The sequence below is a fragment of the Streptomyces sp. NPDC051582 genome (assembly GCF_040681715.1).
Taxonomy (GTDB): Bacteria; Actinomycetota; Actinomycetes; order Streptomycetales; family Streptomycetaceae; genus Streptomyces.
Map to the genome: position 1 here is coordinate 1 of NZ_JBFAZJ010000013.1, position 25397 is coordinate 25397.

General features: G+C 71.4%; 24 protein-coding genes, 1 rRNA gene and 1 riboswitch. Of the genes, 19 read left to right on the forward strand and 6 right to left on the reverse strand.

The genetic code is table 11. The features are described 5' to 3' along the window. From rrf to AB0M92_RS18235, 11 genes are all read left to right on the forward strand, one after another. A 5S ribosomal RNA gene (rrf, locus tag AB0M92_RS18185) occupies positions 1–85 on the forward strand; the annotation flags it as partial. A gap of 118 nt (positions 86–203) precedes the next feature. After that, a complete protein-coding gene (locus tag AB0M92_RS18190) occupies positions 204–794 on the forward strand; it encodes a CDP-alcohol phosphatidyltransferase family protein (RefSeq protein ID WP_366103202.1) in 591 nt (196 codons plus the stop codon). A 100-nt stretch (positions 795–894) separates the two neighbouring features. After that, the gene (locus AB0M92_RS18195) at positions 895–3390 is read left to right on the forward strand and encodes a mannose-1-phosphate guanyltransferase (protein ID WP_366103203.1); all 2496 of its coding nucleotides are present in this window, start codon (positions 895–897) and stop codon (positions 3388–3390) included. 108 nt (positions 3391–3498) lie between these two features. Then, entirely contained in the window at positions 3499–4407 is a 909-nt protein-coding gene (locus AB0M92_RS18200; RefSeq protein WP_366103204.1) for a DUF881 domain-containing protein, read from the forward strand. Beyond that, positions 4404–4736, forward strand: a complete 333-nt coding sequence (locus AB0M92_RS18205; protein WP_030158423.1) for a small basic family protein — start codon at positions 4404–4406, stop codon at positions 4734–4736. Before AB0M92_RS18200 ends, AB0M92_RS18205 begins: the two co-directional genes overlap by 4 nt. Before the next feature lie 5 nt (positions 4737–4741). After that, positions 4742–5593, forward strand: a complete 852-nt coding sequence (locus tag AB0M92_RS18210; protein ID WP_366103205.1) for a DUF881 domain-containing protein — start codon at positions 4742–4744, stop codon at positions 5591–5593. 130 nt (positions 5594–5723) lie between these two features. Then, complete coding sequence (locus tag AB0M92_RS18215; RefSeq protein WP_366103206.1) at positions 5724–6620, forward strand: FHA domain-containing protein; 897 nt, start codon at positions 5724–5726, stop codon at positions 6618–6620. A gap of 104 nt (positions 6621–6724) precedes the next feature. Continuing rightward, entirely contained in the window at positions 6725–7498 is a 774-nt protein-coding gene (locus tag AB0M92_RS18220; RefSeq protein WP_366103207.1) for a MerR family transcriptional regulator, read from the forward strand. 63 nt (positions 7499–7561) lie between these two features. After that, positions 7562–8035: a bifunctional nuclease family protein gene (locus AB0M92_RS18225; protein ID WP_007262890.1), complete on the forward strand. Its 474-nt coding sequence runs from the start codon at positions 7562–7564 to the stop codon at positions 8033–8035. 201 nt (positions 8036–8236) lie between these two features. Continuing rightward, positions 8237–8875 carry a MerR family transcriptional regulator gene (locus tag AB0M92_RS18230; protein ID WP_366103208.1) on the forward strand — a complete coding sequence of 213 codons (639 nt, stop codon included), beginning with the start codon at positions 8237–8239 and terminating at the stop codon, positions 8873–8875. A gap of 78 nt (positions 8876–8953) precedes the next feature. Beyond that, on the forward strand, positions 8954–10447 hold the full coding sequence (locus AB0M92_RS18235; protein ID WP_366103209.1) for a DNA polymerase IV: 1494 nt from the start codon (positions 8954–8956) through the stop codon (positions 10445–10447). On the opposite strand, the gene AB0M92_RS18240 is transcribed toward AB0M92_RS18235, so the two are convergent. Continuing rightward, positions 10444–10815, reverse strand: coding sequence for a PRC-barrel domain-containing protein (locus tag AB0M92_RS18240; protein ID WP_366103210.1), 372 nt, complete (start codon positions 10813–10815; stop codon positions 10444–10446). The two genes, AB0M92_RS18235 and AB0M92_RS18240, sit on opposite strands and share 4 nt — an antisense overlap. Before the next feature lie 113 nt (positions 10816–10928). Next, a riboswitch (glycine riboswitch) is annotated at positions 10929–11027 on the forward strand. 198 nt (positions 11028–11225) lie between these two features. On the opposite strand from AB0M92_RS18240, the gene gcvP reads away from it, so the two are divergent. Beyond that, entirely contained in the window at positions 11226–14111 is a 2886-nt protein-coding gene (gcvP, locus tag AB0M92_RS18245) for an aminomethyl-transferring glycine dehydrogenase (RefSeq protein WP_366103211.1), read from the forward strand. Positions 14112–14221: 110 nt separating this feature from the next. On the opposite strand, the gene AB0M92_RS18250 is transcribed toward gcvP, so the two are convergent. Then, positions 14222–14428 (reverse strand): DUF5999 family protein, encoded by a 207-nt coding sequence (locus tag AB0M92_RS18250; protein ID WP_030158404.1) that lies wholly within the window; start codon positions 14426–14428, stop codon positions 14222–14224. A 312-nt stretch (positions 14429–14740) separates the two neighbouring features. Then, positions 14741–15361, reverse strand: coding sequence for a hypothetical protein (locus tag AB0M92_RS18255; RefSeq protein WP_366103212.1), 621 nt, complete (start codon positions 15359–15361; stop codon positions 14741–14743). A gap of 494 nt (positions 15362–15855) precedes the next feature. On the opposite strand from AB0M92_RS18255, the gene AB0M92_RS18260 reads away from it, so the two are divergent. Next, positions 15856–17391 (forward strand): glutamate-cysteine ligase family protein, encoded by a 1536-nt coding sequence (locus AB0M92_RS18260; RefSeq protein WP_366103213.1) that lies wholly within the window; start codon positions 15856–15858, stop codon positions 17389–17391. A gap of 187 nt (positions 17392–17578) precedes the next feature. Continuing rightward, a complete protein-coding gene (locus AB0M92_RS18265) occupies positions 17579–18322 on the forward strand; it encodes a CPBP family intramembrane glutamic endopeptidase (RefSeq protein WP_366103457.1) in 744 nt (247 codons plus the stop codon). A 7-nt stretch (positions 18323–18329) separates the two neighbouring features. Here the strand turns inward: AB0M92_RS18265 and AB0M92_RS18270 are convergent, their stop codons facing one another. Beyond that, on the reverse strand, positions 18330–19154 hold the full coding sequence (locus tag AB0M92_RS18270) for a PhzF family phenazine biosynthesis isomerase (protein ID WP_366103214.1): 825 nt from the start codon (positions 19152–19154) through the stop codon (positions 18330–18332). A 180-nt stretch (positions 19155–19334) separates the two neighbouring features. Here AB0M92_RS18270 and AB0M92_RS18275 point away from each other — a divergent pair, with 180 nt between their 5' ends. Beyond that, positions 19335–19952 (forward strand): PadR family transcriptional regulator, encoded by a 618-nt coding sequence (locus AB0M92_RS18275; RefSeq protein WP_366103215.1) that lies wholly within the window; start codon positions 19335–19337, stop codon positions 19950–19952. Positions 19953–20072: 120 nt separating this feature from the next. Here the strand turns inward: AB0M92_RS18275 and AB0M92_RS18280 are convergent, their stop codons facing one another. Further along, a complete protein-coding gene (locus tag AB0M92_RS18280) occupies positions 20073–20501 on the reverse strand; it encodes an SRPBCC family protein (RefSeq protein WP_366103216.1) in 429 nt (142 codons plus the stop codon). Positions 20502–20672: 171 nt separating this feature from the next. On the opposite strand from AB0M92_RS18280, the gene AB0M92_RS18285 reads away from it, so the two are divergent. After that, a complete protein-coding gene (locus AB0M92_RS18285) occupies positions 20673–21644 on the forward strand; it encodes an EamA family transporter (protein WP_366103217.1) in 972 nt (323 codons plus the stop codon). A gap of 163 nt (positions 21645–21807) precedes the next feature. Next, positions 21808–22821 carry a DMT family transporter gene (locus AB0M92_RS18290; protein WP_366103218.1) on the forward strand — a complete coding sequence of 338 codons (1014 nt, stop codon included), beginning with the start codon at positions 21808–21810 and terminating at the stop codon, positions 22819–22821. Here AB0M92_RS18290 and AB0M92_RS18295 read toward each other — a convergent pair. Continuing rightward, positions 22803–23516, reverse strand: coding sequence for a pyridoxamine 5'-phosphate oxidase family protein (locus AB0M92_RS18295; RefSeq protein WP_366103219.1), 714 nt, complete (start codon positions 23514–23516; stop codon positions 22803–22805). The genes AB0M92_RS18290 and AB0M92_RS18295 overlap by 19 nt on opposite strands. A gap of 37 nt (positions 23517–23553) precedes the next feature. Between AB0M92_RS18295 and AB0M92_RS18300 the strand changes: the two genes are divergently transcribed. Together AB0M92_RS18300 and AB0M92_RS18305 are read left to right on the forward strand one after the other, a co-directional pair. Continuing rightward, positions 23554–24885 (forward strand): aminotransferase class I/II-fold pyridoxal phosphate-dependent enzyme, encoded by a 1332-nt coding sequence (locus tag AB0M92_RS18300; protein WP_366103220.1) that lies wholly within the window; start codon positions 23554–23556, stop codon positions 24883–24885. Between the two features lie 62 nt (positions 24886–24947). Beyond that, the gene (locus tag AB0M92_RS18305; protein ID WP_366103221.1) at positions 24948–25397 is read left to right on the forward strand and encodes a hypothetical protein; all 450 of its coding nucleotides are present in this window, start codon (positions 24948–24950) and stop codon (positions 25395–25397) included.

Here is a 25397-nt window from a genome sequence, read left to right on the forward strand (position 1 = left end):
TTACATTCCGAACCCGGAAGCTAAGCCTTTCAGCGCCGATGGTACTGCAGGGGGGACCCTGTGGGAGAGTAGGACGCCGCCGAACAATCATTGTGGGAAAGCCCCGCACCTTCTGGTGCGGGGCTTTTCTGCGTTCTGGGTCCCTGTGGGGTCCTGTAGGGTCATGAGGCATCGTTCGTACGTTCAACAGTGGAGGCCCCCGGGTGGAGGTCCAGGAGACTCGGGTTCAGACGGACCGAATTTTCACCATTCCGAACATCCTGAGCATGGCTCGCCTCGCCGGCGTGCCCCTGTTCCTGTGGCTGATTCTGGAGGAGCACGACGGCTGGGCACTGGCCGTGCTCATGCTGAGCGGGGTCAGTGACTACCTCGACGGGAAGCTGGCGCGGCGCTGGAATCAGATCAGCAACCTCGGCCGGCTGCTGGATCCTGCCGCGGACCGGCTGTACATCCTCTCCACGCTCTTCGGCCTGACCTATCGCGAGATTCTGCCGCTGTGGCTCACCGGGGCACTGGTGGCCCGCGAGCTGATGCTGCTGGTCATGGTCTGGATCCTGCGCCGACACGGCTATCCGCCGCCGCAGGTCAACTTCCTCGGCAAGGCCGCGACCTTCAACCTGATGTACGCCTTCCCGCTGCTGTTGCTCAGTGACGGTACGGGTTGGTTGGCCTGGATGGGGTCAGTTTTCGGATGGGCGTTCGCCGGATGGGGTACAACCCTCTACTGGTGGGCAGGAATCCTTTACGTGGTGCAAGTCCGCCGGCTCGTGAAGGCGGACGCCACGGCCGATTGAGCTCGCTCGGCGTGGGACTGACGCGGAGGAGTTGCGGAGTCACCGTCCGGGACGGGTGAGGTCGGCGAGAACGCCGTCTCTCAAGGAGGACTCTTCCGACATGAAGGCCGTCGTGATGGCCGGTGGCGAAGGCACTCGCCTTCGCCCCATGACCTCAAGCATGCCCAAGCCGCTCCTGCCGGTGGCCAACCGGCCGATCATGGAGCACGTGCTCAGGCTGCTCAAGCGGCATGGGCTCAGTGAGACCGTTGTTACCGTCCAGTTCTTGGCGTCACTGGTCAAGAACTACTTCGGTGACGGCGAGGAGCTCGGTATGGAGCTCACCTATGCCAACGAGGAGAAGCCACTCGGCACTGCCGGCAGCGTGAAGAACGCCGAGGAGGCCTTGAAGGACGATGCTTTCCTCGTCATTTCCGGCGATGCGCTCACCGACTTCGACCTCACCGATCTCATCCGGTTCCACAAACAGAAGGGCGCACTCGTCACGGTGTGCCTGACGCGGGTGCCGAATCCGCTGGAATTCGGCATCACCATCGTGGACGAGGAAGGCAAGGTTGAGCGCTTCCTCGAAAAGCCGACGTGGGGGCAGGTGTTCTCGGACACCGTCAACACCGGCATCTACGTGATGGAGCCCGAGGTCTTCAATTACGTGGACCCGGATGTTCCGGTCGACTGGTCCGGTGACGTCTTCCCGCAGCTGATGAAGGAAGGCCGGCCGATCTACGGCTACGTGGCCGAGGGCTACTGGGAGGACGTCGGCACGCACGAGAGCTACGTCAAGGCGCAGGCCGACGTTCTCGAAGGCAAGGTCCAGGTCGAGATGGACGGCTTCGAGATCTCGCCCGGCGTGTGGATCGCCGAAGGCGCCGAGGTGAGCCCGGACGCCGTGCTCCGCGGGCCGCTGTACATCGGGGACTACGCCAAGGTCGAGGCCGGCGTGGAGATCCGCGAGCACACGGTGGTCGGGTCGAACGTCGTCGTGAAGAGCGGGGCCTTCCTGCACAAGGCCGTCATCCACGACAACGTCTACATCGGGCCGCACAGCAATCTGCGCGGCTGCGTCATCGGCAAGAACACCGACATCATGCGGGCCGCCCGGATCGAGGACGGGGCCGTCATCGGTGACGAGTGCCTGGTGGGTGAGGAATCGATCATCCAGGGGAACGTGCGCGTCTACCCCTTCAAGACGATCGAGGCCGGTGCCTTCGTCAACACGTCGGTGATCTGGGAGTCCCGCGGTCAGGCGCATCTCTTCGGTGCCCGCGGCGTCACCGGCATCCTGAACGTGGAGATCACCCCCGAGCTGGTGGTCCGGCTCGCCGGTGCGTACGCGACGACCCTGAAGAAGGGCGCGACGGTCACCACGGCCCGTGACCACTCCCGCGGCGCGAGAGCGCTCAAGCGGGCGGTGATCTCTGCGCTGCAGGCCAGCGCGATCAACGTGCGCGACCTGGAGAACGTACCGCTGCCGGTGGCGCGGCAGCAGACCGCCCGTGGTACCGCGGGCGGGATCGTGGTCCGTACCTCGCCCGGAGTGCCGGACTCGGTCGACATCGTGTTCCTGGACGAGCGGGGAGCCGACCTCTCGCTGCAGCAGCAGCGCAAGCTGGACCGGGTGTACGCGCGCCAGGAGTACCGGCGCGCCTTCCCGGGCGAGATCGGTGACCTCCAGTTCCCGGGCAGTGTCTTCGACGCCTATACGGGTTCGCTGCTGCGGCGGGTGGACACGACCGGTGTCGCCGACTCCGGGCTCAAGGTGGTCGTGGACGCCTCCAACGGCAGTGCCGGGCTCGTCCTGCCCAGCCTCTTGGGCCGGCTCGAAGTGGACGCGTTGACGATCAATCCCGGCCTCGACGAGTCCCGGCCGACAGAGACGGCGGAGTCCCGGCGGGCCGGGCTGGTACGGCTCGGGGAGATCGTGGCCTCGGCGCGGGCCGCCTTCGGGGTGCGCTTCGACCCGGTGGGCGAGCGGATCTCCCTGGTCGACGAGCGCGGGCGGATCATCGAGGACGACCGGGCCCTGCTGGTGCTGCTCGACCTGGTGGCCGCGGAGAAGCGCAGCGGCAAGGTGGCGCTGCCGGTGACCACGACCCGGATCGCCGAGCAGGTGGCGGCGTACCACGGCACCCAGGTGGAGTGGACGACGACCTCGCCCGACGACCTGACGCGCGTGGGCCGGGCGGAGAACACGATCTTCGGCGGAGACGGCCGGGGCGGCTACATCGTTCCGGAGTTCAGCAGCGTCTTCGACGGATCGGCGGCGTTCGTCCAGCTGATCGGGCTGGTGGCGCGGACGCAGCTCACGCTGAGCCAGATCGATGCGCGGATACCGCGAGCCCATGTACTCAAGCGGGACGTGCCGACTCCGTGGGCGGTGAAGGGGCTCGTCATGCGGCGGGTCGTGGAGGCGGCCGGGGACCGGCAGGTGGACACCACCGACGGTGTGCGGGTCGTGGAGGCCGACGGACGGTGGGCGCTGGTCCTGCCGGACCCGGCGGAGGCCGTCACGCACCTGTGGGCCGAGGGGCCCGACGACGCGTCCGCGCAGGCGCTCCTGGACGAGTGGGCGGCCGTCGTGGACGGCGCCGGGCGCTGAGCCCCGGCAGCTGACGGAACAGAGCGGTCCGGTGGGCAGGGTGCGGAGGATGTTGCTCCCTGTCCACCGGACGGGCGCATTCGGTACGGGCGGCGCCGACATGCGACGATGAGCGGCATGTCGCAGCCGCCCCACAACCGGAGTTCGGCGCCGGCGCCCCCCGCGCGCCCGGACGCGTCCATGTCGCTGCTGACGCACGTGATGGACCACAGTCTCGACGAGGGCTACGCGGAAGCGTCGGCCCGGCGCGAGGCGGACGGCACGGCCGGTCTGCCGCGCAATCTGAAGGCCAAGCTGGCGCTCGCCGCCGGGCTCGTGCTCGCCGCCATGGTCGTCACGCTGGGTGCCGCCCAGGCGCGGATAGCGGCGCCGGTGCTGGCCAAGGAGCGGCAGGAGCTGATCGACCGGGTGCAGCGGGCCGACGAGCACGCGGACGGCCTGGAGCGGGACATCGAGCGGCTGCGGGAGAACGTCGCGAGCCGCCAGCGCGAGGCGCTCAAACAGCACGGCGGGGACCAGGGGCAGCTCGTGGCGCTGCTGTCCGGTGCGACCGAGGTCCAGGGGCCGGGTCTGAAGCTGGTCGTCGACGACGCGAAGGGCTCCTCTTCCGGCGGTGGCGGCAAGCCGCGCGAGAACGCCGGGTTCTCGGACACCGGCCGGCTGCGGGACCGGGACATGCAGAAGATCGTCAACGGGCTGTGGCAGTCCGGGGCCGAGGCCATCTCGATCAACGGGCAGCGGCTGACGGCGTTGTCGGCGATCCGGGCCGCGGGTGACGCGATACTGGTCGACAACAGGCCGTTGGTGCCGCCGTACGAAGTGCTGGCGGTGGGGGACAAGAAGCGGCTCGGGACGGCGTTCCAGGACTCCGCGGACGGCCAGTACCTGCACGCCCTGCAGGAGAACTACGGGATCCGCGCCACCTTGTCCCCGGCGGACGGGCTGCGACTGCCGGCCGCGTCCAGCCTGACCGTACGTACAGCTACAGCAGAAGAGCCGAAGAAGGGTGCATCGTGATCGCGGTACTGGGCCTGGTGGCCGGAGTGGTGGTCGGACTTCTGGTCCGGCCCGAAGTGCCGGCCGTCGTCGAGCCTTATCTGCCGATCGCCGTGGTGGCGGCGCTGGACGCGGTGTTCGGGGGGTTGCGCGCGATGCTGGACGGCATCTTCGTCGACAAGGTCTTCGTGGTGTCGTTCCTGTCGAACGTGGTCGTCGCGGCGCTGATCGTCTTCCTCGGCGACAAGCTGGGCGTCGGCTCGCAGCTGTCCACCGGTGTGGTCGTGGTCCTGGGCATCCGCATCTTCTCCAACGCCGCGGCCATCCGCCGGCACGTGTTCCGGGCGTGAGGCCGATGAGTACGAACGACAACCCGCCCGAGGAGCCGATGGGCTCGGAGCTGCCGCCCCAGGACGAGCCGGCGCGGCCCGCCGGGCCCCCGGCGGGTGGCGGGGAGGCGCAGCCCGGTGAGCCCGGGGCGCCCGCGCGCAGCGGCCGGCAGCGGCTGGCGGAGTCGGTGTGGCCGCCCCGAGCGAGCAGGGCCCAACTGATCGTCGCGCTTCTCCTGTTCGTCCTCGGTCTGGGCCTGGCCATCCAGGTGCGCTCGAACAGCGACTCCAGCGCGTTGCGCGGGGCCCGTCAGGAGGACCTCGTGCGGATCCTCGACGAGCTCGACGGGCGGACCAAGCGCCTGGAGGACGAGAAGCAGCGGCTGGAGGACCAGCGCAAGGAACTGGAGAGCAGCTCGAACCAGGCCGAGGAGGCGCGTCGGCAGACGGTCGAGAAGGAACGCCAACTCGGGATCCTGGCCGGTACGGTGGCAGCTCAGGGGCCGGGCATCGTCTTGAAGATCACCGATCCCACGGGCCAGGTGCAGTCGGACCAGCTGCTGGACACCCTCCAGGAGCTGCGGGCGGCCGGGGCCGAGGCGATCCAGGTCAACGGTGTGCGGGTAGTGGCGAGCTCCTTCTTCTCGGACGAGGGCGGCGGCATCGGGATCGACGGTAAGAAGATCACACAGCCTTATGAGTTCAAGGTGATCGGCAAGCCGCAGGATCTGGAGCCCGCCCTGAACATCCCCGGCGGTGTCGTGCAGACACTGGAGAAGGAACAGGCCACCGTCGGCGTCACACGACCGGCGAAGATCGTTGTGGATGCCTTGCGGGCTGCGAAGCAGCCTGACTACGCTCGGTCGTCATCGTCGTGACGCGGGACGGAGCGCGGACGGCCTCACGCGGGCTGATGCCTGCGGGGGGTCGGCGCACTGAAGTCGTGCCGCGTGGTGGAAACTGTCTGGTGGTTACGGACGTTGTGAGAATGTCCGGGTCGGCAGGTGTGTGCATTCGGAGTTCGTCCTGCCCCACGGGCGGGTCTGTTTCGTTCAAGGGGAATCGCCCGTGAAGTTGTTTGAGAAGTTGTTCGGAAAGAAGAACCGCGAGGAAAGCGGTGCGGCCAAGCACCGTGCGGGGCAGGGAGAGGTGGAAGGGCAGGGCGACCGGCCGCTCTTCCGTGACGAGGTCGCCGGCGCGGGGGATGTTCCGGGCGCGCCGGGCGCGTCGTCTGTTGACCCTGCCGGTTCCGGGCGCATAGGTTTCGGTGAACCATCAACCTCAAGTTCGGGTGGAGGGTTTGCCCCCGACCCGTATGCCACCAACGCCTCCGCGGGGCAGCCGCGGCGCGAGGAGCCGTCCATGTCGGCCGAGCAGGTTTGCAGCAGGTGCGGACACCGCAGCGATGCGGCCAGCCGGTTCTGCTCCAACTGCGGCGCGCCGCTGCGGGCGGGCCTGACGCCGGAGCGTGCCTCGGAGACCACGTCCACCATCTCGATCTCGGGCCTTGAGGCCTACGAGGCCGAGGCGTCGGGACAGCAGCACGTGTCGTCCTCGCTGTCCCCCGAGGCCCAGGCCGCGGTGGAAGCTCTGCCTCCGGGTTCCGCTCTGCTCATCGTGCGGCGCGGTCCCAACTCCGGCAGCCGCTTCCTGCTGGACGGTGAGCTGACCACGGCGGGCCGGCACCCGCAGAGCGACATCTTCCTGGACGACGTGACGGTCTCCCGGCGGCATGTCGAATTCCGCAGGAGCCAGGACGGCGGCTTCACCGTCGCCGACGTGGGCAGCCTCAACGGCACGTACGTGAACCGTGAGCCGATCGACTCCGTCGCCCTGCACAACGGCGACGAGGTGCAGATCGGCAAGTACCGGCTGGTCTTCTACGCGAGCCTGCGGGGCATCTGATCCTTCCCCTGGGGTGTGCCCGGGGGGTCCCCCGCCCGGGCTCCGTCCGGGGGACCCGCACCTCCGGACTCCGTCCGGGGGACACCCCCCAGAGGGAAGGTCCCATGCTGCGCATCCCCACCGGCGGTGCCCCGAAGAGCGGCACCGCCGGCAGCGTCGGCTCGGCCGGGCGGCTGGTGAGCATCGGAACGGTGCTCACGCTGCTGCGCGACGAGTTCCCCGAAGTCACGATCTCGAAGATCCGCTTCCTGGAGGCGGAGGGGCTCGTCGAGCCCCGGCGCACACCTTCCGGATACCGCAAGTTCAGCACCGAGGACGTCGAGCGGCTGGCCCGGATCCTGCGGTTGCAGCGAGACCACTACCTGCCGTTGAAGGTCATCCGCGAGCAGCTGGACGCGCTCGCCCGCGGTGAGCAGATCCGTATCCCCGCGCCCACGGCGCACGGGGATTTCGTCGATCCCGCGAGTCCCGGCGCCGTCTACGGCGAGGTGGGCCGGGAGCGGGCCGCCGCGCCCCGGGTGGGGCGCGCCGAGCTGCTCGCCGCGGCCGAGGTCGACGAGGCCCAGCTCGCCGAGTGGGAGTCGTACGGGCTGATCGGCGAGGCCCCGGGTGGCGGATTCGACGCCGAGACGGTCACCGTGGCACGCCTGGTGGCGGATCTGGGCCGCTTCGGGCTGGAACCGCGCCACCTGCGGGCCATGAAGGCCGCCGCGGACCGCGAGGCGGGTCTGGTGGAGCAGGTCGTGGCACCACTGCGCCGCCACCGCAACCCGCAGACCAGGGCCCATGCGGAGGCCACGTTGAAGGAGCTCGCGGGACTCTCCGTACGGCTCCACGAGGCCTTGGTGCAGACCGCTCTCGGGGTCCGTCTGCACTGACCTCGGGGATCTCCGAGGGGGCCCGACTACCCAAACCTGCCGAGCAGGTCCTAGGGTTGCTGTGTGAACGAGCTCGACGTTGTGGGTGTCCGGGTGGAAATGCCCTCCAACCAACCGATCGTGCTCCTGCGTGAAGTGGGAGGCGACCGGTACCTCCCCATCTGGATCGGACCGGGGGAGGCGACCGCCATTGCCTTCGCGCAGCAGGGCATGGCCCCTGCCCGCCCGCTGACGCACGACCTGTTCAAGGACGTGCTGGAGGCGGTCGGCGAGGAGCTCACCGAGGTCCGGATCACGGATTTGCGGGAGGGCGTCTTCTACGCGGAGCTTGTCTTCGCCAGCGGGGTGGAGGTGAGCGCGCGTCCTTCCGACGCCATAGCGCTCGCCCTGCGCACCGGAACGCCGATCTACGGGAGCGACGGCGTGCTGGACGACGCCGGAATCGCCATTCCTGACGAGCAGGAGGACGAGGTGGAGAAGTTCCGCGAGTTCCTCGACCAGATCTCCCCGGAGGACTTCGGCACCGGCCCGCAATGAGCCGGCGGCCGCGCCGGCCGTGCCGTCCACGACGCGTGTCCACGGGGAGCATCAGCCCATTCGGATAGCCTTTCCCCGGCACAGGACACGGGAAACCACTCTCAGGGTGATTATCACTCGGCGTGCCGAGTGTGGCGATCGTTGACGCACCCCTGGTGACTGCCTACCTTCGAGGGGGCAGGTCAAGGACGGAGGGTCGGCGTGAGAGTCACGGGCGACGGTACGACCGGGGGCATCCCCGTGCGAAGTGACGGTGGGCCGTACCCGCTCCACGGCAGTGCGGCGGGATCCGCGCGCCGTCAGCCGGACAGTACGCCGGTCGCGCCGGTGGGAGCGGAGCCGGCACCCGAGCAGGTCGGCTACCGGGGACCGACCGCGTGCGCCGCGGCGGGCATCACGTACCGCCAGTTGGACTACTGGGCGCGGACCGGGCTGGTGGAGCCCACGGTGCGCCCCGCCAGCGGGTCGGGGACGCAGCGCCTCTACAGCTTCCGGGACGTGGTGGTCCTCAAGATCGTCAAGCGTTTCCTGGACACCGGGGTGGCGCTGCAGAACATCCGGACCGCGGTCCAGCACCTGCGCGACCGCGGGTTCTCGGACCTGGAGCGCATGACGCTGATGAGCGACGGCGCCACCGTGTACGAGTGCACCTCGCCGGACCAGGTCGTGAGCCTGCTCCAGGGCGGCCAGGGCATCTTCGGCATCGCCGTGGGCGTGGTCTGGCGCGACGTGGAGAACGCGCTGTCGCAGCTGCACGGCGAGCGGGTCGACACCGGTGAGACGGTGGTCGGACACAACCCGACGGACGAGCTGGCGGCGCGGCGCAACCGGGCCGGCTGAGCACGCTTTCCGGCGCGGCCCGCACACCCGGGGCCCGGCCCCGGCCGAATGTCAGTGGCATGAGGCAGCATCGGGGCTGTGAGAGCCGCGCCGACCATCCTGCATCTGGACATGGACGCCTTCTACGCCTCCGTGGAGCAGGCGTCGAAGCCGAGCCTGCGCGGCAAGGCCGTGATCGTCGGCGGACTCGGGCCGCGCGGAGTCGTCGCCACCGCTTCTTACGAGGCCCGGCGCTTCGGGGTGCATTCGGCGATGCCGACGGCCCAGGCGCGCCGGCTCTGCCCGAACGGCGCGTACCTGATCCCGCGCTTCCGGCTGTACCAGGCGGTCAGCGAGGTGGTCATGGGGCTGCTGCGGGAGCTGTCCCCGTTGGTGGAGCCCCTCAGCCTGGACGAGGCCTTCGTGGACCTGGAGGCGGGCGGGACCGCCTTCGATTCGAAGGGCGCCCGGGAGACGGGGGAGCGGCTGCGGGCGGACATCCGGGCCGTGACGGGCCTGAGCGGGTCCGTGGGGCTGGCGGGATCCAAGATGCTGGCCAAGGTGGCGTCGGAGGAGGCCAAGCCGGCCGGGCTGCTGCTGATCGAACCGGGCACCGAGCGGGAGCTGCTCGCCCCGATGTCGGTGCGGACCCTGCCCGGGGTGGGGCCCGTCACCGGGGAGCACCTGCGGCGGGCCGGTATCACCACGGTCGGGGAGCTGGCCGAGGCCGGCGAGGACGAGCTGGTCCGGATGGTCGGGCGCTCGCACGGGCTCGGGCTGTACCGGATGGCGCTGGGACTGGACGACCGGCCCGTGGTCGCCGAGCGCGACGCTAAGTCGGTGTCGGTGGAGGACACCTTCGACGTGGACCTGCACGACCGGGTGCGGATCCGCACCGAGGTGCAGCGCCTCGCCGACCGGTGCGTGCAGAGGCTGCGCGGCTCGGGGCACTCGGGGCGCACGATCGTGCTGAAGGTGCGGCGCTACGACTTCTCCACGCTGACCCGCTCCGAGACGCTGCGGGGGCCCACGGACGATCCCGCGGTGGTGCGGGAGGCCGCGGCGCGGCTGCTGGAGGCCGTGGACACCACGGGCGGGGTTCGGCTGCTCGGGGTGGGCGTGACGGGCCTGGCGGACTACACGCAGGAGGACCTGTTCGCGCAGTCGCTGGCGGCGGAGGAGGCTGCGGCCGCGGAGGCGGTCGCCGGGGCCGCAGCCGCGGAGGGTGCCGCGGGGGCCGCCGCGGGAGCTGGAGGCGTAGCGGCGGATGGTGCGGCGGAGTCCGGTGGGCCTTCGGGGGCGGTGGGGCCTGGAGGGCCTGGAGGGGCCGCCGAGGGCGCGGAGGCCGGGGGGCCGGGCGGGGAGCCCGAGGCCGCCCCGGAGCGGCGCTGGGCGGCCGGGAGCGACGTACTGCACGCCGTGTACGGGCCCGGCTGGGTGCAGGGCAGCGGGGTCGGGAGGGTGACCGTGCGCTTCGAGCAGCCCGGATCGCCACCGGGCCGGGTGCGCACCTTCCGAGTGGACGACCCCGAGCTGGAGCCCTCCGATCCGCTGCCCCTCGTGGGCCGTGCCGATCCGCGGCCGGCGGCTTAGGGGCCGTCCTCCCCGTTCGCCAGGCGGCCGAAGTCGCGGCGGATGTCCGACGGGAGGGAAATGTCCAGGCCGTAGTGGTGGTAGAGCTGGAGTTCCTGTTCTGGGGAGAGGTGGCGGCCGACGCCGAAGTCCGGGGCGTCCTTGATGAGGGAGCGCTCGAAGGGGACCCGCAGGGTGTCGTCGACGACCTCGCTCGGCTCCAGCGGGACGAACGCGTCCCGGCTGAACAGGCCCGTCCGGACGGCGGCCCACTCGGGCACGCCCGTGGCATCGTCGAGGTACACCTCGTCGACGGTGCCGATCTTGGTTCCGTTGCGGTCGAACGCCTTGCGGCCGATCAGGCTGCGCGGATCGATGTCGGTCTGCACGGTCCCTCCATATGGTCGCAACTCCTCCGTAATGACTACAGAAGGGCATTTCCGCAGTGCGGGCCACTCGAAGCAGGGGCCAGAACCTCGCTGGTAGGCTGGGTGACGGCTGTTGACCCTGTGCGGGAGAGTCCTCCGAGTGAGAACGACGGAGGCGCCGAAGGAGCAAATCCTCCCCGGAATCTCTCAGGCATACGTACCGCACGTGACGAGGCCACTCTGGAAAGCAGGGGCGGGTACCGGGCGCGCAGTGCCGGTTCCCCTCCTCACCGACGGTGAAAGCCGGAATCCGCGGGTCACCCCCGCGACTCCGGTGAAGCTCTCAGGTTGAGATGACAGAGGGGGAGGCCGTCCGGGTGCCCGCGCCGTGGTGCCCCTCGCAGGTCGTACGACCCAGGAGGCCTCCGTACATGACCGCCAACCGCATTCCGCTCTCCCAGCTGGAGCGAGGCATCCCCTTCGAGCAGCGCCACATCGGCCCGGATGCCGAGGCGCAGGCGAAGATGCTCGCCCACGTGGGCTACGGCTCGCTGGACGAACTGACCGCCGCCGCGGTACCGGATGTGATCAAGAGCGCCGAGGCGCTGAACCTGCCCGAGGCGCTGACCGAGGCCGAGGTGCTGGCCGAGCTGCGCACGCTCGCCGACCGCAACCAGGTCCTCACGCCCATGATCGGTCTCGGCTACTACGGGACCTTCACCCCGCCGGTGATCCTGCGCAACGTGATGGAGAACCCGGCCTGGTACACGGCGTACACGCCCTACCAGCCCGAGATCTCGCAGGGCCGCCTGGAGGCGCTCCTCAACTTCCAGACCGTCGTCGCCGACCTCACCGGCCTGCCGACCTCCGGCGCCTCCCTCCTCGACGAGGGCACGGCGGCCGCCGAGGCCATGACGCTGGCCCGCCGCGTGGGCAAGTCCAAGGGCAACATCTTCCTGGTAGACGCCGACGCGCTGCCGCAGACGATCGCCGTGATCGAGACCCGCGCCGAGCCGATCGGCATCGAGGTCGTCGTCGCCGACCTGTCCGGTGGCATCCCGGCCGAGGTCGCCGAGCGCGGGGTCTACGGCGTGCTCCTCCAGTACCCGGGCGCCTCCGGCGCCGTGCGGGACATCAAGCCGGTCATCGACCAGGCGCACGAGCTCGGCGCGATCGTCGCCGTCTCCGCCGACCTGCTGGCCCTGACCCTGCTGACTTCCCCGGGCGCGCTCGGCGCGGACATCGCGGTCGGCACCACCCAGCGCTTCGGCGTCCCGATGGGCTTCGGCGGTCCGCACGCCGGCTACATGGCCGTCCAGGACAAGCACGCCCGCTCGCTGCCGGGCCGCCTCGTCGGCGTCTCCGTGGACGCGGACGGCAACAAGGCCTACCGCCTCGCCCTGCAGACCCGTGAGCAGCACATCCGCCGCGAGAAGGCCACCAGCAACATCTGCACCGCGCAGGTGCTGCTCGCCGTCATGGCCGGCATGTACGCCGTCTACCACGGCCCCGACGGCCTGCGGACGATCGCCCGCCGCACGCACCGCTACGCGAGCCTGCTCGCGGCCGGTCTCCGGGCCGGCGGGGTCGAGCTCGTGCACGGCTCGTACTTCGACACCGTCACCGCCCGGGTGCCCGGCAAGGCCGCCGAGGTCGTCGCCGCCGCCCGCCAGGGCGGGGTCAACCTGTTCCAGGTCGACGCCGACCTCGTCTCCGTCTCCTGCGACGAGACGACGCTGCGCGCCGGCATCGAGGCCGTCTGGGCCGCCTTCGGCGTCACCGCGGACATCGAGACGCTCGACGAGACCACGGCCGAGGCGCTGCCCGAGGGCCTGCTGCGCTCGGACGACTACCTGGCGCACCCCGTGTTCCACCAGCACCGCAGCGAGACCGCGATGCTGCGCTACCTGCGCAAGCTGGCGGACAAGGACTACGCGCTGGACCGCGGCATGATCCCGCTGGGCTCCTGCACCATGAAGCTCAACGCGACCACCGAGATGGAGCCGGTCACCTGGCCCGAATTCGGCCAGCTGCACCCGTTCGCCCCGGTCGAGCAGGCCGAGGGGTACCTCACGCTCATCACCGAGCTGGAGGAACGTCTCTGCGAGGTCACCGGCTACGACAAGGTCTCCATCCAGCCGAACGCCGGCTCCCAGGGTGAGCTCGCCGGCCTGCTGGCCGTCCGCGCCTACCACCGGGCGAACGGCGACGAGCAGCGCACCGTCTGCCTCATCCCGTCCTCCGCGCACGGCACCAACGCCGCCAGCGCCGTGATGGCCGGCATGAAGGTCGTCGTCGTCAAGACCGCCGACGACGGCGAGGTGGACGCGGCCGACCTGCGCGCCAAGATCGAGCAGCACCGCGACGAGCTCGCCGTGCTGATGATCACGTACCCCTCGACGCACGGTGTGTTCGAGGAGCACGTCGCCGACATCTGCGCCCAGGTGCACGAGGCCGGCGGTCAGGTGTACGTGGACGGCGCCAACCTGAACGCCCTGGTGGGCCTGGCCAAGCCGGGTCACTTCGGCGGCGACGTCTCGCACCTGAACCTGCACAAGACCTTCTGCATCCCGCACGGCGGCGGCGGCCCGGGCGTCGGCCCGGTCGGTGTCCGGGCGCACCTGGCCCCGTACCTTCCGAACCACCCGCTCCAGCCCACGGCGGGTCCGGAGACGGGCGTCGGCCCGATCTCGGCCGCCCCGTGGGGCTCGGCGGGCATCCTGCCGATCTCCTGGTCGTACGTGCGCCTGATGGGCGGCGAGGGCCTCAAGCGCGCCACCCAGGTGGCGGTGCTCGGCGCGAACTACATCGCCAAGCGCCTGGAGCCGCACTACCCCGTGCTCTACACCGGCCCGGGCAACCTGGTCGCGCACGAGTGCATCATCGACCTGCGCCCGCTGTCGAAGGCGACGGGCGTCAGCGTCGACGACATCGCCAAGCGCCTGATCGACTACGGCTTCCACGCGCCGACGATGTCCTTCCCGGTGGCCGGCACGCTGATGATCGAGCCGACGGAGTCCGAGGACCTCGCCGAGATCGACCGCTTCTGCGACGCGATGATCGCCATCCGCGGCGAGATCGAGCGGGTCGCGGGCGGCGAGTGGCCGGTGGACGACAACCCGCTGGCCAACTCCCCGCACACCGCGGCGGCGCTGGGCGGCGAGTGGAACCACCCGTACAGCCGCGACGAGGCCGTGTTCCCGGGCGGGGTCACGGCGGCGGAGAAGTACTGGCCGCCGGTGCGCCGGATCGACGGCGCCTTCGGCGACCGCAACCTGGTCTGCTCCTGCCCGCCGCTGGACGAGTACGACAACTGACACATTCGTGTGAAGTGACTGCATGACGAAGGGCCGGTCCGGGAGAATCATTCCCGGGCCGGCCCTTCGTCGTTCTCTTGCGCTCCGTTCCCGTTCAGTGCTGTCGCCGGCTAGGCCGCCTTCATCACATGCGCCGCCGCGAGCGGGCGGTGCGGGGCGATGATCTGGCCGTCCGGCAGCAGCTCACCGGTGTCCTCGAAGAGCAGGACGCCGTTGCACAGCAGGCTCCAGCCCTGTTCCGGGTGGTTGGCCAACGGCTTGGCGGCCTCCCGGTCGGCGGAGTCGGCTGACGGGCACGCTGGCTGGTGCTGGCACATGGATGCGTTCTTTCGCTGCGGTGTGGTCTGTGTGCTGCGGCTCGAAGCTTTGTTCATGGCCGCCCCCCGTATCAACGTCTTGGTTTGGTCAGGGTCCCAGTGTTGCCCTCCGGAGTTGCGTCCGCAGGGATTTCCCGGCAGCTGTCCTCATAGATTGATGACGCATCACCCGTGCGGGCGGTTCAGCTCAACTCCCCTGTCATTTCGGGTGGTTCGGGGGTGGCCCGACTGGGCTAGGCCGAATGGGTCGTACGGACCACCGGCAGGGAACGCACCTGCTCAGCGCCGCCGGACCGCAGCCTCGAAACCCGCTCAGGCGGCCGGTGCGGCCAGCGACGGCGGGACCGGCGGGCTCGGTGGAGTGAGTCGGTGCGTCATCACGGGCAACAGCTCGGACACCGGGTGCGGCCGGTACGGGGCGATGCCGGGCGGGGCCGGGGCCAGCGGAACCAGCAGGTCCGCGGCGGCCGGCAGCCCGGCGGAGGGGTCGGCGCCGACCGCCCCGTGCAGCCACAGCGTGAGCATGTACAGCTCCGGTACGGACAGCAAGCGCGGCTGGTAGTTCTTGCCGAGGGATTCCGCCTGGCGCAGGGCGCGTTCGGTGGCGGCGACGTAGGGGCCCTCGAAGAAATGGGAGAAGACCCAGCCGTCCGGCGTCAGCCGGGTGTCCGCGGCGGCGACGTAGCGGTCGCCGCTGCGGATCAGGAACCGCCAGGCGGTCAGCCGGGTGCGGGGCGGGCGGCCCCCCGTCGCCAGCTGGGAGACGTTCAGCCGGTCCAGGACGTGGACCGGCAGCGGCAGTTCGGCGGTCATCGGACCCTGCAGCGCGCGCAGGGCCGGAGTGTGCGCCTCGTGGACGGCGGTGGGGGAACCGAGTGCCGCGAGGACGCTGCGCAGGGCGGGCGCGGGAGCCGGAGGGACATGCAGCGGCATGGTGGGTCGCCTCTCACTTGGGAGACCTGGGGAACGGGGCAGGTGCGGACGGCGCTGTCGCATTCTGGGGCCAGAGGGGGGCTGAGGGGCAATGGCCGCGCGCCAACTCTCTGCCTCGTTTGCGGAGTTTATACGACATGTGTTCACGCAGTGTTTCGGGTAGCTGTCCCGCCTATTGCCGACAAGTCGCTTACCGGTCCCGCTGTCATGGCTTTCATGCCGCTTGCGCGCGAACATGTCGCGCTGACCTCGGAGGTTACCGGACGGGGGCTCGGCTGGAAAGCGCCCATTATCCGGAACCGGCAAAACCCGCGCGGAATTTGCATACGACGCCTTGCCAAGTGAATGTGCCATAGCGCCCTTCGGCCAAACCGGCGCGCGCTCCCCGCCACGCACGCCCCCTCGGCGTTATGGATCTCGCCTCCGGGGCATCATCGACCGTACACGCGCGCCCGGGTGGCATGGGCCGGGCGCAATCGAGGAGGGACGCTCCGATGGGGGAGAAGGTCGTGGCGGGCGGATTCGACCTGTCCGATCGGCAGAGGTATCGGAGGAAGCTCCACGAGTGCCTGGAGGGGCTGGAGCGACTTCTGGCGGAGAAGAGGTTCGATCGCCCCAAGAACATGATGGGGCTGGAGATCGAGCTGAATCTGGCGGGTTCGGACGGGTTGCCGAGAATGGTGAATGCGCAGGTTCTGGAGCGGATAGCGAGCCAGGATTTCCAGACCGAACTCGGAATGTTCAACCTGGAGGTGAACGTACTTCCGCACCGTCTCGGCGGTCGGGTATTCGACCAGCTCGCCGAGGAACTGAGCGCGGGTCTCGGCTATGCGCACCGACAGGCGGCGGAGATGGACGCCGGGGTGGTGATGATCGGCATCCTGCCGACGCTCACCCGCTCCGACCTGGTCGCCGCCAACCTCTCCGCGGTGGACCGCTACTCGCTGCTGAACGAGCAGATCCTGATGATGCGGGGCGAGGACTTCCTGCTCGACATCGACGGGGTGGAGCGGCTCAGCTGGAGCACCGGGTCGATCGTCCCGGAGGCCGCCTGCACCTCCGTACAACTCCACCTGCAAGTGACGCCCGGGCGGTTCGCCGACGTGTGGAACGCGGCGCAGGCGGTGACGGCCGTGCAGATAGCCGTCGGCGCCAACTCGCCGTTCCTGTTCGGGCGCGAGCTGTGGCGCGAGTCGCGGCCACCGCTGTTCACGCAGGCCACCGACACCCGGCCGCCCGAGTTGCAGGCCCAGGGGGTGCGGCCGCGGACCTGGTTCGGGGAGCGCTGGGTGGAGTCGGCGTACGAACTCTTCGCCGAGAACGTCCGGTACTTCCCGGCCCTGCTGCCCATCTGCGACGAGGAGGAGCCGCTGCGCGTGCTCGCCGAGGGCGGGGTGCCGAGCCTGCAGGAACTGGTCCTGCACAACGGGACGGTCTACCGGTGGAACCGGCCCGTGTACGGGGTCGCCGACGGGATGCCGCACCTGCGGGTGGAGAACCGGGTGCTGCCGGCCGGGCCGACGGTCGCCGACGTGGTGGCGAACGCCGCCTTCTACTACGGGCTGGTCCGCACGCTCGCCGACGAGCAGCGGCCCGTGTGGACGCGGCTGCCGTTCGCCGAGGCGGAGGCCAACTTCGACGCGGCCTGCCGCTACGGCATCGACGCACGGCTGCGCTGGCCGCGCCGGGGCCGCGGCGGCGGGCTGGCGAGCGTCTCCGCCGTACGGCTGGTCCTGGACGAGCTGCTGCCGATGGCGGCGGCCGGACTGGACGCGTGGGGCATCGAGCCCGCCGACCGCGACCACTACCTCGGCATCATCGAGGAGCGCTGCCAGCGGCGGGTCAACGGGGCGACCTGGCAGGTGGACACCTACCACCGGGCGCTGGCGTCCGGGATGGAACGGGACGAGGCGCTGGCGGCCGTCACCCGGCGCTACAGCGAGCTGATGCACAAGGGCGATCCCGTGCACACCTGGCCGGTGGGACTGGCGGACGAGGAGGTGGGCGCCGCGGTGCCGGTACGGCGCTGATCCGGCCGCCCCCGCGTCGGCTCCGGGCCCGCTGCGGGTCCGCTTCAGGTCCGCTCCGGGTCCGGTGATCCGCTTCCCCTGCCGAGGGGGCAGTATGGGGTGGACGAAGCGGAACGGCGGGACGGAGTCGGACGTGCGGGCGGAGCCGGAGCCGGTGGTCAAGGCGTTGCACGAGGACGGGCGCGCAATGCTGCGCACCGAGACGCTGCTCGTGCTGGCGCTGTCGCTGGGGGCGAGCGCCGTCTCCTCGCTGATCAGCTTCATCGGATCGCTGACCAAGCCCGGCGGCCTCAAGGACCAGGCCGCCACCCTGAACGGCTCGTACGCCCCCGGCCGGCCCTGGCTGGACCTGGCCTGGCAGCTGTTCGGCATCGGCACCGCCCTGGTGCCGGTGCTGCTGGTCGCCCACCTGCTGACCCGGGAGGGCGTGCCGGGGCTGCGCGTGCTGGGCTTCGACCGGAGCCGGCCCGGCTGGGACCTGGGGCGCGGGGCCCTGGTGGCGGCCGGGATCGGCAGCGCGGGGCTGGCCTTCTACCTGGGGGCGCGGGCGAGCGGGTTCAACCTGACGGTGGTGCCGGAGGCGCTGCCCGACGTGTGGTGGAAGTTCCCCGTACTGATCCTCTCCGCGGTGCAGAACTCCGTGGTGGAGGAGGTCATCGTGCTGGCGTACCTGCTGCGCCGGCTCGACCAGCTGGGCTGGTCGCCGACGGCCGCCCTGCTGGCCAGCTCGGCGCTGCGCGGCTCGTACCACCTCTACCAGGGCATCGGCGGGTTCATCGGCAACATGGTGATGGGCGTCGTCTTCGTCCTCGCCTACCGCCGCTGGGGCCGGGTCATGCCGCTCGTGGTCGCGCACGCCCTGCTCGACATCGTGGCCTTCGGCGGGTACGCGCTGCTCGCGGGCAAGGTGGGCTGGCTGCCGACGCCGTAGACACCCCCTAGGCGTGGGGGTGTGCGAGCAGTTCGCCGTCGATGACGGTGACCGCGTTGCCGGTCAGCAGCGTACGGTCGCCCGCCAGCTCGACCGCGACGAGTCCGGTGCGCGCGCCGCCCTGGAGGCCGACGAGTGAGGTACGGCCCAGCCGGGCGGCCCAGAACGGGGCGAGCGCGGTGTGGGCGCTGCCGGTAACGGGGTCCTCGTCGATCCCGACGGCCGGGAAGAAGCCGCGGGAGACGAAGTCGTACCCGCAGGAGGGGTCCTCGGCGGCCGCGGTGACGATCACCCCGCGGCGGGCGTGGCCGCGCAGGGCGGCGTGGTCGGGGGCGAGCTCCCGCACGGCCCGCTCGTCCGCCAGCTCGACGAGCAGGTCGCCGATGTGTTCGGACGTGTCGTGCACGGACTTGATCTCCGCGCCGAGGGCGTTGCGCACCACGGGATCCGCTTCCACCGGGGTCAGCGAGGACGTCGGGAAGTCCATGGTGATCGTCGAGTCCCCGGCCGTTTCGGCGGTGAGGATTCCGCACCGCGCGGAGAACCGGATCAGCCCCGTGGCCAGGCCGCTCGTCGCGATGACGTGCGCCGTGGCGAGCGTGGCGTGGCCGCACATGTCGACCTCGGCGGCCGGGGTGAACCAGCGCAGGGCCCAGTCGGCGTCCCCGCCGGGCGGCAGGGGGTGGGCGAAGGCGGTCTCGGAGAGGTTGACCTCGGCGGCCACCTGCCGGAGCCAGGAGTCCGGGGGGAACCCGCCGTCGAGGAGGAGCACTCCGGCGGGGTTGCCGCGGAAGGGGCGGTCGGTGAAGGCGTCGACGATTCGGAGGCGCATGGACCGACGGTAGGGCCGTTTCTCGATCGCCGACAAAGGCCAATCGCGGATGACTGGCCTGGTCGCAGCCGTGTTCGGTATGAGTTTCCGATATATCGTTGACGTGTCGCGATGGGTCAGCGATAGTTGAGGCATCGCAAGAGCGATGACGGGAAACCGAAAGACGAAAGGAGCGCAGCCATGCGTTCTCACGGACAGCACGACCACGGACAGCACGAGCACGGACGGGGCCACGGGCACTGCGGGCCCGATCGTCGGGAGGAGTTCAAGGGGCGGCGCGCCGCCTTCGGCCCGTTCGGACCGCCCTTCGGCGGCGGCCCCTGGGGCGGGCGCGGCGGACGCGGTGGACCGCGCGGCCGGGCCCGGCGCGGAGATGTGCGCGCCTCGATCCTGGCGCTGCTCAAGGACCGGCCGATGCACGGCTACGAGATGATCCAGGAGATCGGCGAGCGCAGCGGCGGGGCCTGGAAGCCCAGCCCCGGATCGGTCTACCCGACCCTCCAGCTGCTTGAGGACGAGGGGCTCATCTCCAGCGAGAGCGAGGGCGGCAAGAAGCTGTTCACGCTCACGGACGCCGGCCGCACCGAGGCCGAGTCCGGCGCGGAGGCCCCCTGGGCCGATGCCGGGCGCGGGTTCGACTTCGAGGCGATGCACGAGGTCCGGACGGCCGGGATCGGCCTGTTCGAGGCCTTCGGGCAGGTCTTCAAGACCGGCTCGCCCGAGCAGCGCGAGAAGGCCCTCGCGGTCATCAACGACGCCCGCAAGAAGCTCTACCTGATCCTGGCCGACGAGCACTGAGCCGGCCCGCACGATGGAAACGGCGCGCCCCGCGAGTCCTCTCGCGGGGCGCGCCGCCGTATGCGGGTGCCCGCCCGGGAAGGGGTCGGGGCGGGGTGGGGTGGGGGCCGGGTGGGGCGGTCAGGCGACCAGGCCGGCCAGCTTGCGCAGCGATTCGTTCAGGGCGGCGGTGGCGGAGTCCTTGAGCTTGCCCGCCATGAGGGAGACGGCGGCCCCGTTGAACTCCCCGTCGATGCGGACCGTGGTGGCCGCGCCGTCCGGGACCAGGGTGTACCGGGTGAGGATGGCCACGCCCATCGGGCCCTTGCCCGTAATGGCGAAGAGGCGCTCGTCCTCCAGCTCCGAGACGCTCCAGGCGACCTCGGCCGGGAAGCCCATCATCTTCATGTTCTCCACGAAGGTCGCCCCGACCGCGAGGGTCTCGGGGCCGCCCTTGGGGAAATTGGTGTGGGTCATGCTCCACTCGCCGTACGCCGCCCAGTCCGTCAGCTGGGCCCAGACCTTCGCGGCGGACGCCTCGATGCGTGATTCCGCGGTCACTTCGGCCATGCGGCCACCCCTTCTCGTCGGGTACGTGCGGCGGAAGGTAGCCCCGGCGGGCGGAACATTCAATACTGACGACCTGTCAGAAATCATCGGTGCGGTCACGCGCGGTCTCGGATCCGTCTCAACAGGTGTCACGCCCATGACGGTCCTGACCGGCCCTGCCATGATGGCCCGATGCAAGCGTCAGGGAGAAACGCCGGACTGGGCCTCGCGCTCGTCTCGGCCGTTGCGTTCGGTGGTTCCGGTGTGGCGGCGAAGCCGCTGATCGAGGCAGGTCTCGACCCCCTCCACATGGTCTGGCTCAGGGTGGCCGGGGCGGCGCTGGTGCTGTCCCCGCTGGCCTGGCGCCACCGCCGGCTCCTGGTGCGCAAACCCCTGCTGCTCGTCGGCTTCGGGATCGTCGCCGTCGCGGGCGTCCAGGCCTTCTACTTCGCCTCCCTGTCCCGGATCCCGGTCGGCGTGGCCCTGCTGCTGGAGTACCTCGGCCCGGCGCTGCTGCTCGGCTGGATCCGCTTCGTACAGCGCAAGCCGGTGACCCGGGCGGCCGCGGCCGGCGCCGCCGTCGCCGTCGCGGGGCTGGCCTGCGTCGTGGAGATCTGGTCCGGGCTGAGCCTGGACCCCCTCGGTGTGCTGCTCGGCCTCGCCGCAGCCTGCTGCCAGGCCTTCTACTTCGTGTTCGCGGACCACGGCGCGGGCGACGGGGCCGAGGACGACGTACCCGACCCGATCGGCGTGATCGCGTTCGGCATGCTGATCGGCGCGCTGGTGATGACGGTGATCGCCCGGCCGTGGCAGATGGACTGGCAGGTGCTGGGCGGACAGGCCTCGATGGGGGACCTGAGGGTGTCCGCGTGGGTCCTGCTCGGCTGGGTGGTGCTGATCGCGACCGTCTTCGCCTACCTGACCGGCGTGGTCTCGGTGCGCAAGCTCTCGCCGCAGGTGGCCGGTGTCGTGGCGTGCCTGGAGGCGGTGGTGGCCACCGTGTTCGCCTGGATCCTGCTGAAGGAGCACCTCTCGACCCCGCAGATCGTCGGCGGTGCGCTGGTGCTGGGCGGGGCGTTCATCGCGCAGTCCGCGCGGCCCACCCCGCCGGGGGCGGCCGATCCGGAGGCGCTCGTTCTGGACCGCGAGACGACGAGAGCCTAAGGTGGCGATCGTGCCTTCGACCGTACTTCCGCCTCCCGCCGCGTAGCCGCGGGCAGCTGCCCCTGTGACGAGGATCCGGCCCGGAGAGTTCCCGGGCGGATCCGCGCTGCCCGCGAAGCGATGACCTTCCCCTTCATCCTTCACGCATGCGCGGAGCACACTCGTGTCGAATCTTTCGCCCGCTTCCGGGCGCAGTCTGCTGTACCTCGTCGTCGCGGGAGCCGCCTGGGGCACCGCCGGGGCGGCCGCCTCCCTCCTCTTCCTGGCCAGTGACCTCGGCCCGCTCGCCCTGTCGTTCTGGCGGTGCGCCGGCGGGCTGGTGGTGCTGCTCGGGGTGCTCGCCGTACGCCGGCCCCGGGCCGCGGCGGCCGCCGCCCGGGCCGCGGCGCGGCCGTCGGCGGCCTCGCTCATCGGCACCGGCCTGATGTTCACGCTCTTCCAGGCCGCGTACTTCGCCGCCGTGCGCGAGACCGGCCTGGCGGTCGGCACGGTGGTCACCCTGGGCGCCGGACCCGTGCTGATCGCGGTCGGGGCGCGGTACTGGATGGGCGAGCGGCTGGGCCGGGGCGGTGTGGCCGCGGTCGTGGGGGCGCTCGCCGGGCTCGCCGTTCTCGTCCTGGGCGGCGGTGGGGGCGAGGTGCGGCCGCTCGGGGTCGGCTGGGCCCTGCTGTCGGCCGCCGGGTACGCCGGGATGACCCTGCGGGCCCGCTGGCTGGGGCGGCGCGGGGCGGGCGGGGACCCGCTGGTCACCACCGCCTGGTCGGTCGCCGTCGGCACGGTGTGCCTGCTGCCGCTCGCCGCGGCGGAGGGGCTGGTGCCGCACACCGCCGAGCTCGGGCGGGTGCTGTGGCTGCTGGTGTACGTGGCCACGGTGCCGACGGCGCTGGCGTACGCGCTGTACTTCACCGGGGCCGCCGCGGTGCGGGCCGCGACGGTGTCCGTGATCATGCTGATCGAGCCGGTGAGCGCGGCCGTGATCGCCGTCCTGGTGCTGGGGGAGCGGCTGACCGGCGCCGTGGTGCTGGGCACCGTACTGCTGCTGACGGCCGTGGGCGCGCTGATCGCGGCGGAGACGGGCAGGGCCGGGGACGGCCCTGCGGGCGGACCGGAGGTCCGGCCCGCCCGTGAGTCGCGTGAGTCCGGTGAGCCGCTCGGGGCTCAGAGCGCGGCGAGGTAGTCCGGAGTGGCGATCCCGGGGGTCAGGTCGTCGGCCGGGATCGGGGTGCCGTGCACCGGCGCGACCGGGACCACGCCCGACCAGTAGGGCAGGCCCGTGTCCTCGGGCTCGTCGTTGGGGCCGCCCGTGCGGATCTTCGCCGACACCTCGTCGAGGTCGAGGCGGATCACCGCGGTGGCGGCGAGCTCCTTGGCGTTGGCGGGCCGGGAGTCGGCCGAGCGGCCGGGAACCACGTGGTCGACGAGGGCGTCGAGGGCCATCCGGCGCTCGGCCTCGTCGGTCACCTGGTGGGCGGTGCCGTGCACGACCACCGAGCGGTAGTTGATCGAGTGGTGGAAGGCGGAGCGCGCCAGCACCAGGCCGTCCACGTGCGTCACGGTCAGGCAGACGGGCAGCCCCGGGTCGGTCTGGCCCGCGGCGAGCAGCGGGCGCGAGCCGGTCGAGCCGTGGACGTAGAGGGTCTCGCCGACGCGCCCGTAGAGGGTCGGCAGGACCACCGGGGCGCCGTCGCGGACGAAGCCGAGGTGGCAGACGTAGGCCTGGTCGAGTATCGAGTGGACCGTCTCGCGGTCGTAGCGGGCCCGCTCGCGGGAGCGGCTCGGGACGGTGCGGTCGGTGGGCTCGTAGCCGCCGCCGGTCGCCCCGGTCGCCCCGGACGTTTCGGGGATCTCTTGCGTGTCGGTCGTGGCGGTCATGGTGCGTTCTCCGTTGTACTAGTGCATACTTGGCTTTGTGCTAGGAGAGTATCGGATCACAGGGCGTCGCGCATCGGATATCGCGGCGAGCGTCGAGGCGGGCGTCGGGTCGGGCGCATTGGCCCCGGGAGCACTGCTGCCGCCGATGCGGGAGCTCGCGGGCGTGCTCGGGGTGAACCCGAACACCGTCGCCGCGGCCTACCGGACGCTGCGCGAACGCGGGGTCATCGAGACCGACGGGCGGCGCGGCAGCCGGGTCCGCGGCCGGCCGGCCAGTGCCCCGCGCGACGAGCTGCGGGTGGCGGTGCCGCCCGGCGCGCGGGACGTCGCGTCCGGCAATCCGGACGTGCGGCTGCTGCCCGCGCTGGACGGGGCCCTGGCCGAGGCGGCCCGGCGGTACGCGCAGGCGCCGACGCTGTACGGGGACGACCCGGTCGTGCCGGAGCTGGAGCGGCTGGCCCGGGCCGACCTCGACGCGGACGGTGTTCCCGCCGGGCCGATGGGGGTGACCTCGGGGGCGCTGGACGGGATCGAGCGGGTACTGGCCGCGCACCTGCGGCCGGGCGACGCGGTGGCGATCGAGGACCCGGGCTGGGGGAGCGTCCTGGACCTGGCGGCGGCGCTGGGGCTGCGGGTGGTCCCCGTGGCGGTGGACGACGACGGCCCGGTCGTCTCCGCGGTGGAGCGGGTGCTCGGGGAAGGCGCACGGGCGCTGGTGGTGACGGCGCGGGCGCAGAACCCGACCGGGGCTGCGGTGAGCGCCGAGCGGGCGGCGGAGCTGCGCGCCGTGCTGGCGCGCCATCCGGAGGTGCTGGTGGTCGACGACGACCACGGGCACGCCATCGTGGACCTGCCGCTGCACTCGCTCGGCGGGGTGACCCGGCACTGGGCGCTCGTCCGCTCGACGGCGAAGGCGTACGGGCCGGACCTGCGGCTGGCGGTGCTGACCGGCGACGCCGTGACCCTGGACCGGGTACGGGGGCGGCAGCGGCTGGGCCCGGGGTGGGTCAGCCGGCTGCTGCAGTACGCGGTGGTCGAGCTGTGGAGCTCGGGGGCGGTGGACCGGACGGCGGTCGCGCGCTCCTACGCGGAGCGGCGGGACGCGCTGGTCGCGGCGCTGCGGGAGCGGGGAGTGGCGGCGCACGGGCGCAGCGGGATGAACGTGTGGGTGCCGGTCGCCGACGAGACGGGGGCGGTGACGCGGCTGCTGGCGGCGGGCTGGGCGGTGGCCCCGGGCAGCCGGTTCCGGGTGGAGTCGGGGCCGGGCGTACGGATCACGGTCTCCGGCGTGCAGCCGGGCGAGGTGCCGGGCCTCGCGGCGGCGGTGGCCGCGTCGGTACGCCGTTCGGCGGGCGGCCGCTTCGACTGACGCACCCGGCCCGGCCCTCCCGTCGCGGGCGCACGACGAGATCCTCGTCGAGGCGTCCCCTCATGCGGGCCGACTCCGTGACCCCTGCCGACCTCAAGGGCCTGCCGCCCGAGGTCGGGCGCGAACTGCGCGGACCCGACGGGAAGATCGACCCGGTCGAGATGGTGCGGTACGCGCTCGACCACTGGGACAAGAAGGACGACCGACACCGAGTGGGAGAGCCCGGTCACACCCGGCACGGTGATCGCGGCGTTGCTCGTCCCGGTCCTGAGATGGAGCACGTCGCCGCGTGGTCGGGGCCGGTCCTCGGTCGGTCGGCCATGGTCGCCTGCCTGCTGCTCGCCCGGTGGATCCGGCGGCGCTGCGGCGTCCGGATCTGGGACGCCTGGCCCGGGCTCTTGGCGTTCGTCTGCGCCCTGCTCAACGCCGTGGCGGTCCTGCTGGAGCTGTTCATGATGTGGGCGGCCTGCACGCCCGACGGTTCCGGGCCGATCCTCGGCGACTGCGGGTAG